Source organism: Pyrolobus fumarii 1A (genome assembly GCF_000223395.1).
GTDB classification, from domain to species: domain Archaea; phylum Thermoproteota; class Thermoprotei_A; order Sulfolobales; family Pyrodictiaceae; genus Pyrolobus; species Pyrolobus fumarii.
In genome coordinates this window covers 363195-375896 of record NC_015931.1, presented here as the reverse complement: position 1 = coordinate 375896, position 12702 = coordinate 363195, and the positions used below count along the sequence as shown (strand labels likewise).

Sequence of the window (12702 nt, the reverse complement as noted above, 5' to 3'; positions counted from 1 at the left end):
CGACGCACCCACCTTTGATTTAAGGGGGTTGTTGCAACTCGGGTTGAGTTTCGGCTGAGTAGAGTTGAGCATGGATAGGCCGAGGTTCATAGTGGACTCTATGCTTGGCGACCTTGCACGTTGGTTGAGGCTGCTTGGCTACGACACCCTATACTATCGTAATGCTCCGGACCCGAGGCTGGTCACTGTAGCTCTCGAGCAGGGACGCATCATTGTGACGAGGGACAAGGGCCTCTCGATACTCGCGAGGAAGAAGGGAGCGAGGGTAATCATGCTCAGGGGCGAGAACATCGAGGAGATGCTTGCCGAGTTGCATTTGAGAGCCGGTGTCGCGCTATACGCCGATCCGGGTAGAAGTCGCTGCCCTCTATGCAACTCGCCACTACGCCACGTCCCCAAGCACGAGGTCAAGGATAGGGTCCCACCAGAGGTCTATGTGAGGTATGAGGACTTCTGGCTGTGCCCGAAGTGCGGCCAGGTCTACTGGCAGGGGAGCCACTGGAGGAAGATACGCGAGACTCTCGAGAAGGCTAGGGAGATCGCGGATAGGCTCGCCGAGGCAAGGCAGCGACGGGGGTCGGCGGCGGCCACCAGCTCACATCACAGGATCAGAATTGAGGGGAAGGCTCCACATCCCCTAGGTGGCGAGGCTGGAGGAGAGGGTTAAGGGCTCGGTGGTGCAACGCGGCTCCCCATCCCGCCGGGGTCGGACCCCCCGGCGGATGTAGCTGAATGCGGGCCTCTCCTCACAGCCCAGAACGCTACACCAGATGCACACCCGTTATTAGACAATCTCCGCCGACCAGTTCTGTCGCTTTGCCGCAGGAAATTGTTGAGTTAAGGGTTTCGAGGAGACTGGATATGCTCCTGTCCGCTGCGCACCCCTTCCTCATGTTCGTGGGCGACGATAGACTGTCTTGCGAGCAACCTTCCCTCAATAATCCTCTTCGTATCCGCACTACACATACTCGCCCTGAACAAATCCCTCACCGCGGTCACGTTGCTAGCGCTAACGATACTGGTTGTGCTGTTTACAGCTGCAGGTATGGGTTTACTACTCAGCCACGTATGCAAGGATCCCCTTAGCGCTATGGCTGCAAGCAACGCCTTCTATGCATTAGCGGTTGTGCTAGCACCGGTATACTACCCTCTTGAGATACTCCCCGAGACAATCTCGAAGGTGTTGATAGCGTTACCGACAGTTGCCTCAGCCCAGTTAGTCAAAAACGTGGCTGGCGTCTCAAGCTACATGCTGACGGAGTCGTTAATCTCCCTGACGAGTTGGCTAGTCCTACTAACAACCACGAACACTATCTTATGGAGGCGGGCAAGCAAGGAATGAAACCTACCCAAACCTGTATGCCTACAAGTACTCGAGCATGTGGGTAGCGTAAAACATCGTGGGGTATGCCGAGTCTCGGCGAGTATCTCTACACGTTTCTCTTGCAGGTGTATGCTAGGCAGAACCAACACCTCTACACTTGCGATGCCATTCTGAGGTTGAAGCACATGGGGGGAGAATGGTGGGGTGCCACGCACAATGTGGGACGGGTTTGCTTGTAAAAACGTGTGAGGTGAGTGTTAGGAGATTAGCTCGTTGAATGTTAGCATCTGGACGCCTTCGGGCCTCTTCTCGACGTTGCCTATCCTGGCGCCTATCAGTAGCTTCACGCCCTTCTTGGCGGCTATGTCTAGGAGCCTCTGGGTGACTATGCCGTCGAACACCACCGCGAACACCTTGCCAGGCTCGCTCTGCTCGAGCTTCTCTGCGAGGAGCCTCACCGGCACCTTCTCTATGAGCTTCCAGTCACGATCGTATATGAGCGCCTCGAGCGTACCCTGTAGCTTCTTAGCCTCTTCTATCACGCTCTCTGGGAGCTCCACTACCTCCGCCTTCACCGCTGGCGGCTTCTCCTCTACCTTGGGCGGCGGGGTTGGTGGTGCTGGCTTTGCCACTACTTGCTGTGGCGGCTGAGGCTGCTGGACTGCTGCGGGCTGCGGTGGGGCTGGCTGGGGTGGTGTTGGTTGCGGTGCTGCCGGCTGCTGGGCGGCCTGGGGCTGTTGTGGCTGTGCGGGTGGTGCGGGAGGGGTTGGTTGTGGTGCGGCTCTCCTCCTCTTGAGCCTCTTTTCGAGCGTCTCTAGGTATTGTTTGGCTGGCACCTTGTTCCTAAGCGCCTTCTCGATCTCTCTTCCGGTTAGCTCCTCGACCTCTTTGCCCGGCGGCGCCCTGGCAACATAGTCTATCGGCGCTGCTCTCAACAACTCCATTAGTATCAGGTCGCCGCCGTGGTCGCCGTCCACGAAGGCTATTGCGGTCTTCTCCTTGGCTAGCTTGATTATAGTCTCTGGTATCTTGCCCCTAGCGCCCTCAAGTGCAATGACGTTGCGGTAGCCGTAGCGTAGTAGGTTTAGTACGTCTGCACGGCCCTCAACAATGATGATCTCTGGCGCCTTGTCGACATCCGGGCCTGCTGGGAGGCCCTCCGGGCCGTAGCTGACTAGCTCTGCTGCCTTCACGGACTCGCTAATCTCGCGTAGCACCTCGCGGAGGTCTGGTGTCTTCTCCCTGGCCCACGTGCGGAGGATCTCCTTGGCCCTCTCGACAATCCTCTTGATCTTCTCAGCGCGCACGTCGATGATGTCATATACCTGTATCCTGGCGCGGTAGGGGCCTACGCGCTCAACACTCTCGAGCATAGCCGCGAGCAGCGCCGTCTCGACACGATCAAGGTTGGACGGTACTGTGACCTCGCCGACTGTCCTGCTACCCACGTGGCGTATGTCCACTTGTATCCTGCCTATCCTCCCCCTCTCCTGTAGCTCGCGAAGGTCGAAATCCTCGCCGAAGAGGTTCTCAGTCTGCCCGAATATCGCGCCAACGACATCGTGCTTGTCTACTATCCCGTCGACCTCGAGCTTAGCCCTGATCAGATACTTCAACCTAGCCCACCTCCAGCCGATACTCGTCCACTCGTCTGCCGCGTAACTGTGAAGACCCCCTATACTGGGGGCCGTGTCTTCATCCCTTCATAGCCACCTTTTTTAGCTCTTCCAGTGTCTCCCTCGCCTCCTCGTTCCGCTCGAAGTACTCCCTCACAGGCTTCAACAGCTCCGCGAGGTCGCGCGCAACAGCATTCTTGAGGTCCAGCGGGTGTATCTTACCCTCCTGGTAGAGCTTCTCGAGCTCCTCCGGGCTAGTCACCTCGATAACGCCGCCTCCGAACTTCTCCGGCCTCTCTATGACGAGCTTGTAGCCCGGCCTAGACGGGAACAGGATGTACTTGGCTATCTCGATTACCGGGTTGAACCGGGTCTCCCTCGGCGGACAGTAGGCCCTCCTTAGCTTCCTCGCGATGTCCTCCGGCGAGTCGAAGACGAATATCGCCGTCTCGGGCTTCGACTTGCTCATCTTGAACTCGACTGCGTGTGTATCCTCGTCTACCTCGCTTGGGTTCATCCTGCCGAGCCCCTGGAGGCCAGTGAGCAGTGGCGTGTGTATCGCGATGGGCTTCCTGAGCTTTAGCTTCTCGGCCGTATCCCTCGCTAACATGTGCGCCTTCCTCTGATCCGTGCCACCGAGAGCAATGTCGACGCCGAGGTAGAAGATGTCGGTTACCTGCATAGCCGGGTAGATCAGCTTCGAGAAGTCCTGCTCGCCCTCCTCAACCCTCCTACCCATGATCGTCAACGCCCTCTTGACGCGCGCCAGTGTGTTCGACTTGGCTACTTTGAGGAACAGCGCCCAGTAGTCCTTGTCCGAGACGAGCTCCTCGGCATCCACGAACTTGATCTTTCCGACTGGTACGCCGATAGCCTCTAGCACGTGGCGCACGTGCCTCGCAGCCTTCCTGATAAGCTCCATGTTGCCGCCCAGCTTGTCGTTGACCCATGCGTGCCACGTAGCCTCTAGTATCGTGAACTCTACCCCGGCCTCGACTAGATCCTTCACCTTGAAGGCCCATATCAGCCACCCGATGTGGAAGAGGCCGCTTGGCTCGAAGCCGATGTAGCCTCGCAGCTTCTCGCCAGCCTCTAGCCTAGAGCGCAGCTCGTCCAGCGTCACAACTTCGACAGCGTTACGCGTGATGAGCTTAAGCCTCTTCTCTACGTCCACAGCCAGGGCACCCGGCTAGGCACTAGCAACCACTAGTCCCAAAAACACCGTAGCTCGTCATCTATCCTCATACGCCACCAGCTCCCCACCACCCCTTTATGCCACTCTAACACCCACCAGCCCAGCATCATGGGACGAGTCTTGCCCTGCGTAGAGGTGCCAGAGAGCCTCTGGAAGAGGCTCAACGAGGCTGCCGAGCGTCTAGGCGAGGAGCCGGGGAGGTTCGCAGTGAGGCTGTTACGCGCCGCCCTCGAGGAGTTCCTCGAGGAGTACTCGGCGGGGGTTGAGGTCACGGAGGAGGAGCGTAGAGTGATTATAGAGAGGTTGAGGAGCCTAGGCTACCTCTAGGGGTGGCATCGCGATGGTCAACAAGCCGCATGGAGGCCGTCTTGTGGATCGCGTTGCGCGCGGGCGTAGCAGGGAGAGGCTGCTGGCAGAGGCCCCGGAGATGCCAAGGTTGGAGCTTAGCGCGTCTCTCGCCGCGGATGCCGCTAACATAGCGCATGGCGTCTATAGCCCCCTGGAGGGCTTCATGGTGCGCGAGGATTACCAGAGCGTCCTTGACAACATGAGGCTCGCGAATGACCTCCCGTGGACCATACCGATAGTGCTGGACGCAAGTAGAGAGGAGCTAAGGGGGGTCAAGGAGGGCGACGAGGTGGCACTATATTATGGTGGGGAGCCCATCGCGGTGATGAGGGTCGAGGAGATATACACGTGGGACCGTGACGAGTATGCACTGAAGGTGTTCAAGACTAGGGATCCTCAGCACCCCGGTGTCGCTAGGCTAGCGAGGAGGAAGGAGCTGTTCGTGGGTGGCCCTATACTGCTTCTAAAGGATCCCCCGGAGCCCTTCGAGAACGTCCGCTTGTGGCCGAAGGAGACTAGGGTGTTGTTCCAAGAGCTGGGCTGGAAGACCATCGCGGCCTTCCAGACTAGGAACGTGCCCCACCTTGGCCACGAGTATGTCCAGAAGGCTGCGTTGACGTTCGTAGATGGCTTGTTCATCAACCCGCTTGTGGGTTGGAAGAAGCCAGGCGACTACCGTGACGAGGTTATAGTGGAGGCTTACAAGGTGCTCATTAGCCACTACTACCCGAAGGGCTCCGTGGTGTTCTCCGTCCTACGCATGGAGATGAGGTACGCTGGGCCGAGAGAAGCGATACACCACGCCATAGTGAGGAAGAACTTTGGCGCCACCCACTTCATAGTCGGCCGTGACCACGCGGGCGTCGGCAACTACTATGGGCCCTACGAGGCCTGGGAGTTGTTCCAGGAGTTCCCCGACCTGGGCATAACGCCGCTATTCTTCCGCGAGGCATTCTACTGCAAGAAGTGCGGCGGTATGGTCAACGAGAAGATATGCCCACATCCCGACGAGTACAGGGTGCGTATAAGCGGCACGAAGCTTAGGAAGATGATACTCGAGGGTAAGACGCCGCCACCCGAGATGATGAGGCCGGAGGTAGCCCAGGTGATACTAAAGCACCCGAACCCGTTCGTCACACCCGAGGAGGCTAACCGGTAGACCCGGTGCAGGCCGAGCATCCTACTAACCTGGCCTTCTCTGCTACGGGTATGGTGCGGAGCGAGTGCCCCGCAAGGTGTTCGTCCTAGGCCTTGACTCCATGCCGCCGAGCATACTGTACGAGAAGCCTCGTGAGGTTGGTTTCGAGTACCTGGCTGATATCGTCGAGGACTCTAAGCGCTACGTGATGAGGAGCTGCCACCCGCCTATCACCGTGCCCGCCTGGATGGTCATGTTCACCGGGAAGACTCCTGGAGAGCTCGGCATCTATGGCTTCCGCCACCGCCGCCCCGGCGAGTTCAAACCATACATCGTCAACTCGAGTTTCATACGCGAGCCTACCCTCTGGGATATCGCGGGCGAGAAGGGGCTCCGTAGCATTGTCTTCGGTGTGCCTCCGACTTACCCCCCGAAGCCGATACACGGTATACTAGTCACGGACTTTACCACCCCCGGGCCCGAGAAGCCCTACACGTGGCCACCGTGGGTGAAGAAGGAGATCGAGAGCATAGCCGGCCCGCTCATATTCGACATAGTGTACCGCAGCGAGGACAAGGAGCGCGTGCGCAGAGAGCTCTTCGAGATGCTAGAGCAGCATCTACGCGTAGTGAGGTACCTCGCCACGAGCAAGAAATGGGATCTTTTCGTGTATGTCGAGATAGGTGTTGACCGGGCGCACCACGCCTTCTGGAAGTACTTCGACACGCAGCACCCCAGGCACGAGGAGCACCCGGTATACTCCCGCGTCATACCCGAGGTGTACCAGAGGATAGACAAGTGGTTCAGGAAGCTACACAAGAAGCTACCGAGAGACACGGTTATAGTGATAGCATCGGACCACGGCATCAAGGCGATGAAGGGCGCCTTCGCGATCAACCAGTGGCTAGCCGAGCAGGGCTACCTGAAGCTCCGCAAGGAGCCCGAGAAGCCCGGCACAGACCTAACAGAGGATATGATCGACTGGGAGGGTACGATAGCATGGGCTTGGGGCGGGTACTATAGCCGCGTCTACATCAACCTCAAGGGGAGGGAGCCAAGAGGCACAGTAGACCCCAAGTACTACGAGGAGACGGTTAAACAATTGAAGAGAGACCTTGAGAAGATACGCGGGCCCCAGGGCGAGCAGTGGGAGAACCTCGTCTACCAGCCTAGCGAGCTATACCCGGTTGTACGGGGAGACGCCCCCGACCTCATGGTGTACCTCGATAATCTCAGCTGGAGGCCGGCCGGGACGATAGGCTGGCCTAGCAACTACCTCCCCGAGAATGACCGCGGTCCCGACGATGCTGTACACGACTGGAACGGCGTGCTTGCAATATACGACCCGGAGGGTACCATAGGCAGAGGAGATGCTGGCATAATAGACGCGAATAATGTTGCTAGCTTACTACTGGAACTTGTTGTAAGATAAAAATTAAGTGTATTACATTGCCACGAGCACGACCTCGTTTTGCAATGGCAGTATGAAACGCATACTGAACTTTGTATATCCGGCCTCCTGCAACATCCTTGCTATGACTATCGGATCACGTGGACGGTGATACACCGACACTGCCATAACAGGTCTATATTCACGAAGCGTCCTTTTAGCACCTCTAAGCACGTTAACCTCAGCACCCTCAACATCGATTTTCACGTATTCAACCGTCTTGATGCTGAGTTTTTCCAATATACTATCAAGCGTTACCACACTGACTTCGTGTTTACGCTCACTGGTACTAAACGTTATACTCGACATCCCTTCTTGGGCACTAAGTATCATTTTCCCAGTTTTATCTGAAAGAGCATACCCCAAAGGCACAACATTATTTTCCAGTTTGTTTATCTCGATGTTGTAGCGCAAGGCTTCTAGTACGCTAGGATCGGGTTCAAACGCAAGTACCTTTGCTTCACCATTAACCCTGTCGTACATCCAAATAGATGATTCACCGGCAAACGCACCAATGTCAACAAGTACGCGTGCATCACGAGGTGGACGTGGGTAGATTTCAGCGAACCATGATGGCACTAGCATGTGCGTCGTTGTTGCTATGTTATATACTCTCTTTTCGCCCTCGACTCTAAACACATCAAAAACCTTTCCTCCTTTCTTAACCTTTCCGATGCGAATCTTCCGAGCATCTTCTTGCACAAATTTTATATAATCACTTGGTTTGATTCTCGCCCACCGCTCCATTACCACGTATGGCTCGACCAAATGCAGCGCAAATGTTGCTTTAAGCCAGCGCATTAGAGCATCTTTACCATCCCTATCTAGCACTTTGTACAAATACATCCATTCATCTGGGTTGTTTACAACGTCTATAACTCGCAGAAAGTGAACACATGATAGACAAGATTTGTCATATAGAATTGATAAGGAATAACGGATTCTGCTGAATAGTTTTCTACGTATTATCGTGACGCCTAGTAACCTAGATAGTGTTTGAAGTAACGGCAGGAGTCTACCTAGTCTTCTCACACTGTACTTATACTCTGTCAGAATTCCTTCTGACACTGGACTAACAACTCGACTAGGATCATTGATGTACTCCTTTACCAGCGCTGCAAGGTCCTCCGGCGTTGTGCACTTATCAAGTTCGTTCAGCAGCTGTTCAACCATACATTGTTCCTCCAGAGCATGTCTTGACCGACACTTGTAGGATTAAAAACTATGTTGAAAAGTCTGAATCTAGACTTGTTGTAGCTACCTACTTGTCTAACTGAACATTCCAAGGTATCACGTACTCGTCTACTCTCCATCTTTGTCTTACTCTGCTATCCTTTATCGGGATGGTTACGCCGCTCATGTACGCCAGGAGGCCTGTCCATGCTATCATTGCGCCGTTGTCTCCTGCGAGTGGCGGTGGGGGCGCGTGGAACCTAGCGTTGTGGAGGTTTGCCATGAGTTTCATCTTCTCTCTTAGTATGGGGCTTGCCGCGACACCGCCGACTAGCAGCACTTCTTTCTTTCCGGTGTGCGCGAGTCCTCTCTCGCCAACCTCGACTACAGCTCCGTATGCTACTTCGCGTAATCCTAGGCAGACCTTGGGTAGCGGTACGCCTCTCTCCACTGCACGTAGGGCAGCGGTGAGTAGACCCGAGAAGCTCACGTCCTGCCCCTTGACGACGTAGGGGAGTGGATGGGGCTCGTCTGCCTCGGAGGCGCAACGGTCTACCACGTGGAGCCCCTCGACGACGTAGGGTGGGGCTATGCCGACCTCTCTCGCGAATGTGTCAAGCAAGTTGCCCAGCGCGATGTCAAGCGTCTCGCCGAATACACGGTATCTGCCCTTGCCGTACGCGAGTACGGTCGTGTTGCCCCCCGAGACGTACACCACGAGTGGATCCTGGAGCCCGCCACTCAACCTACCTATCTCCACGTGTGCAACAGCGTGATTCACGGGGATCAACGGCTTGCCTAGGTACGCCGCTAGCCCCCTCGCGATGGTCGCGCCTATCCTCAAGCAGGGGCCTAGGCCGGGGCCGAGAGCCACAGCAATCGCGTCAAGCTGCGATGGTTTCACACCTGCCTCCTCGAGGGCCTCTCTCACTACGTCCGGCGCCACACGCGCCATGAAGCTAGCTGACTCGCGCGGGTGGATACCGCCCTTCTCTGGCCGGTATGTTCGCCTCGCGTTGGCTAGTATGTAGGGTGGTCTCGTAGAGGCTATGCCGACGCCAAATGTGTGCGCTGTGGACTCTATACCCAGCACGTATACCTCGCGATCCCAGTCTAGTAGGGGGTATAGCGTCCTAGGGTTACCGTGAACCGTGACAGTCAAGCTACGCTAGCCCCCTTCGAGCCGCACGTACAAGCAGGAACTAAACAAGCGCTAAATGTTGTACAACTACTGTAGAAGTGCAGACGGTCGCACCGTCCTGCAGCCACGTAGGGCTGTTGGCCCTCACTGCGAGCATTCCACCACTGTGAGGGTTCATCGTCGAAGTGGCCTGCGGGGAGGGGCTCAACCCGCGTTTGAACCTCGGTTATTGTCCCGGGAGGCCCTCTTGGCTAGGAGAGCGGTGAGGTATACTATGCGGGCTGTAGCCTCTGCGGCCTTCTCTAGCGCCTCGAGAGCCTTCCTCCTCCACCCCTTTTGTAGAGCCTCGGCAGCGTTAGCCGCGAGCTCCGCTGGGTCCGGCATGCTCCAACCTAGTCTCTCGGCGGCTGCTCTCACTGCGAGTGGTTGCAGCTCTTCCGGGAGGCCAGCCTCCCGCCACACCTCTCGCGCGTCGAGAGCCTCAGCGGCTAGCCTTGGGAGTAGCCGTAGTCCGCCCTTGCGTAGAGTCTCTATCGACTCGCGCGACGGCACTACGAGCTTGTATCCCTCGTAGTCTACCAGGTCCTGGGCGAGGAGCTCGAGTGTCCTAAGGTCGTCTGGGGGTCTCACGCCCGGCAGGAGGTACACCTCGCCGCTCCACTTGTGCATATTCTCTCCGTCGAAGAGCGCTAGTGCCAGGAGCCCTCTGGGTGCAGAAGCCTCCTCGAGCGCAACGCCAACCGCGAGTATCTTGTGCTCTGGGCCTGGTTTTACAAGCTCAAGCTTGACACCAGCGACTTCGATAACCTCGCGTTTCGAGAGAGCGTTTGCAATGATGCTAGCCATTCTCTCCGCGGCCGTCTTGGCGACACTCCAGTCGAGACTCTTGCCGAGAAACTCGGCATAGGCCACCTCGTCTATTAGGGCTAGTAGCGCCGTGTCAAGCCCACTCGGCTCATACTCCCTAACTGCTTTCAACACCTCCCGCCAGTCTAGCCGCTCTATTATACCGGCGGCCTCTGGCTCGTGGAGAGAGATTGCCTTGTAATCGCCTAGCCTCTCAACACTATACATTATCGTCTCGAACGCTATGCCGAACTTCCTGCGAAGGACTATGTTTAGGAGCGCGAGACCTATCCTAGCGAGGCTCGGGTCCTCCCAGGGTGGAAGCTCTATCGTCACGCCATAGGTGTAATCAGTATAGACGCCCGCAGTCTCACCAGTCACGTAAACCGCGCCACGCCTATCAGTGACTATCGTCTCTCCCTTAGGCCCTCTAACCACGAGGGGCTTCTCGCCGTAAACGACCCAAATCACCCTGTTGGGTATCTTGATGAGGCGGCCGAAACCACGCTTAGGCGGGTAGACCACAGCCACTGCCTGCGAGACTAGAGCACCGCGGAGGATATCGCGCTTCACGTTTGGCTCTTCGCCCCACCTTCTCTTCAGCAACTCGTACTCTTCGAGCGCGTCCGCAAGCGCTGGGTACTTGTGTAGATCTACCTCGCCAATGGGCTCCTCGATCACCGCCGTGACGTGGCCGCGCCCACCCCTACGGAAGCCGGTCACGATAGCCTCGTTTGCAAGGTCGATACAACCCTGCTGGAAGTGCTCGACAAGATCACAGAATCCTATGGGCTCCAAGGGCTCCATGCGCCCATCTCTATGCACCAGGTACCTCTTGATACCATAGGGTGGCCCGAACTCGTAGAAGTTGAGCCGCTCCCATACCCACTTCAAACGCCGCTCGTTAACCCTCCCGTCATCCCCCAACACACCCGCAGCCTTCAAGGCGGTCTTCTCGCGCTCATCGAGATGATCGTAAAGCCTGCGGCGTAGCTTCCACATCCCTGTGAAGAGGCTAGCGTATAGATTGTCGGGGTTCACGATGACACGCTCTAACGGCATGGATAGCCACTCGCGTAGAGCGTCAACACCCTTCCCGAGTAGCTCTCGGTCCCAGAAGCCCGCGGGTATTATCACGGTCTCGGTGAAGGGTATGTCGGGTCTCCGTCCCTTCCTCCCCTCCCTCTGGAGGAACTCGCGTACATCCTCAGGAAGCCCATAGTGGACGACACGCACAACCGTGCCTATATCGACGCCCTGTGCTAGTGTACGTGGCGAGAAGATGATCTTGACTCTGCCTTGTCTCGCCGCTTCTTCCACCCGCCTTCTCTCCTCCCGAGGCACAAGGTGGTGATGAGCTGCTACGAGTTCCGCTTTGTCGCCCAGCTTCTCGCGTAGCCTCCTGGCGAGTCTCTCAGCCACAGCGATGCTACGTGTGAAGACTAGCGTCACGCCATCATCTTCGACGTAGCTCGCTAGTATCTCGGTTATGTCTATGCTCGGGGATGGCACGTCAAAGCCTAGACCGCGTAACGCGCCTGTCACCCGGTAGGCTTCCTTGCGGAACCTCTCGGGGTCAGAAAGCGCCTCGAGTATATCACGTGGCAGCCTATCCTCTGAGCCCCGAACCTTCTCTTTGATGAGTTTTCTCAGGGCCTCCAGGTCTTTACCCAGTACTATGTACACGCGGTTCTCTACGCGAAACGGCTCACCCCTTACTATGCGCGTGCATCGCCCCGTGACGCTCCTCAGATGCTTTGCCAGCTCCTCGGGGTTTGCCAGCGTCGCTGTTAGTACGGCTACGCGTGGCTTGACCTTAGAGACCATGGCGATTATACGTAGCATCGCGTCTATCAGCGCGACGCCCCTAGGGCTGTAGAAGTCGAGCTCGTCTATCACTATGAGCCACGGGTTCTCTATGAAGGGCTTGAGTATCGGGTCTCGGCCTTCGCCAAGCCTCTTCACCTCTTGGAGGAGGAACGCAGGGTTAGTAGCAACTACATGAGCCTCGCTGATGACTCTCCTTAGCCCAGCGCGTCCAAGGCTACGTTCTAGCCTCTCCCTCTCCCCCGCATCTAGCGCGACTACCTTCACACCGGTAGCCTCGCCATACTCCCTGAGCCTCGCAACCTGATCATGAGCCAATGCGAGCGTGGGGTATAGAGCGAGGACACGCGGCTCCAATCCACTCCTAACGGCTAGCGCCGTGTACATGAACCACGCTTCTGTCTTGCCAGAGCCCGTGCCAGCAACCAGTATGACGTTACAGCCCTCAGTTAGCGCCTCCAGAGTCTCGAGTTGATGCCGGTATAGTCTCCTGCCGCGCAGCCTGGTATTAGAGAACCTCTCGTGAATCTCCTCAAACCTCTTGCTAGAGAAGCTGGGGGATGAGGCAGGCTCGGAGAGAAACTCGTAGCTATAGCCCAGCTTCTCTAGCAACAGGCGCGTGTCAATAGGCACTATTCGCTACC

At 56.9% G+C, this 12702-nt stretch carries 10 protein-coding genes; 5 read left to right on the top strand and 5 right to left on the bottom strand.

From position 1 onward, the window contains the following. The first annotated feature begins 70 nt into the window (after window positions 1-70). The gene (locus tag PYRFU_RS02095; protein WP_048192240.1) at window positions 71-667 is read left to right on the top strand and encodes a Mut7-C RNAse domain-containing protein; all 597 of its coding nucleotides are present in this window, start codon (window positions 71-73) and stop codon (window positions 665-667) included. A gap of 333 nt (window positions 668-1000) precedes the next feature. Next, window positions 1001-1342 carry a hypothetical protein gene (locus PYRFU_RS02090; RefSeq protein WP_048191369.1) on the top strand — a complete coding sequence of 114 codons (342 nt, stop codon included), beginning with the start codon at window positions 1001-1003 and terminating at the stop codon, window positions 1340-1342. Window positions 1343-1581: 239 nt separating this feature from the next. Here PYRFU_RS02090 and dnaG read toward each other — a convergent pair whose 3' ends face one another. Both dnaG and PYRFU_RS02080 read right to left on the bottom strand, forming a co-directional pair. After that, window positions 1582-2940: a DNA primase DnaG gene (gene dnaG / locus PYRFU_RS02085; protein ID WP_014025954.1), complete on the bottom strand. Its 1359-nt coding sequence runs from the start codon at window positions 2938-2940 to the stop codon at window positions 1582-1584. 79 nt (window positions 2941-3019) lie between these two features. Then, the gene (locus PYRFU_RS02080; protein WP_014025953.1) at window positions 3020-4114 is read right to left on the bottom strand and encodes a tyrosine--tRNA ligase; all 1095 of its coding nucleotides are present in this window, start codon (window positions 4112-4114) and stop codon (window positions 3020-3022) included. Between the two features lie 141 nt (window positions 4115-4255). Here PYRFU_RS02080 and PYRFU_RS02075 point away from each other — a divergent pair, with 141 nt between their 5' ends. The 3 genes from PYRFU_RS02075 (at window position 4256) to PYRFU_RS02065 (ending at window position 7053) form a co-directional block, all read left to right on the top strand. Next, window positions 4256-4462: a hypothetical protein gene (locus tag PYRFU_RS02075; RefSeq protein ID WP_014025952.1), complete on the top strand. Its 207-nt coding sequence runs from the start codon at window positions 4256-4258 to the stop codon at window positions 4460-4462. Window positions 4463-4475: 13 nt separating this feature from the next. After that, window positions 4476-5642 carry a sulfate adenylyltransferase gene (sat, locus tag PYRFU_RS02070; RefSeq protein WP_014025951.1) on the top strand — a complete coding sequence of 389 codons (1167 nt, stop codon included), beginning with the start codon at window positions 4476-4478 and terminating at the stop codon, window positions 5640-5642. Window positions 5643-5706: 64 nt separating this feature from the next. Then, entirely contained in the window at window positions 5707-7053 is a 1347-nt protein-coding gene (locus tag PYRFU_RS02065; protein WP_083818469.1) for an alkaline phosphatase family protein, read from the top strand. A 12-nt stretch (window positions 7054-7065) separates the two neighbouring features. Here PYRFU_RS02065 and PYRFU_RS02060 read toward each other — a convergent pair whose 3' ends face one another. The 3 genes from PYRFU_RS02060 to PYRFU_RS02050 form a co-directional block, all read right to left on the bottom strand. Continuing rightward, on the bottom strand, window positions 7066-8244 hold the full coding sequence (locus PYRFU_RS02060; RefSeq protein ID WP_014025949.1) for an FkbM family methyltransferase: 1179 nt from the start codon (window positions 8242-8244) through the stop codon (window positions 7066-7068). An 88-nt stretch (window positions 8245-8332) separates the two neighbouring features. Beyond that, complete coding sequence (gene kae1, locus PYRFU_RS02055; protein ID WP_014025948.1) at window positions 8333-9406, bottom strand: KEOPS complex N(6)-L-threonylcarbamoyladenine synthase Kae1; 1074 nt, start codon at window positions 9404-9406, stop codon at window positions 8333-8335. Window positions 9407-9589: 183 nt separating this feature from the next. Then, on the bottom strand, window positions 9590-12691 hold the full coding sequence (locus PYRFU_RS02050; RefSeq protein WP_014025947.1) for a DEAD/DEAH box helicase: 3102 nt from the start codon (window positions 12689-12691) through the stop codon (window positions 9590-9592). Between the last annotated feature and the right edge of the window lie 11 nt (window positions 12692-12702).

Bases quoted from the DNA above. Each gene is read 5' to 3' on its own strand.
- PYRFU_RS02060 (WP_014025949.1), bottom strand. From the start codon at position 8,244: ATGGTTGAACAGCTGCTGAACGAACTTGATAAGTGCACAACGCCGGAG.
- sat (WP_014025951.1), top strand. From the start codon at position 4,476: ATGGTCAACAAGCCGCATGGAGGCCGTCTTGTGGATCGCGTTGCGCGC.
- PYRFU_RS02095 (WP_048192240.1), top strand. From the start codon at position 71: ATGGATAGGCCGAGGTTCATAGTGGACTCTATGCTTGGCGACCTTGCA.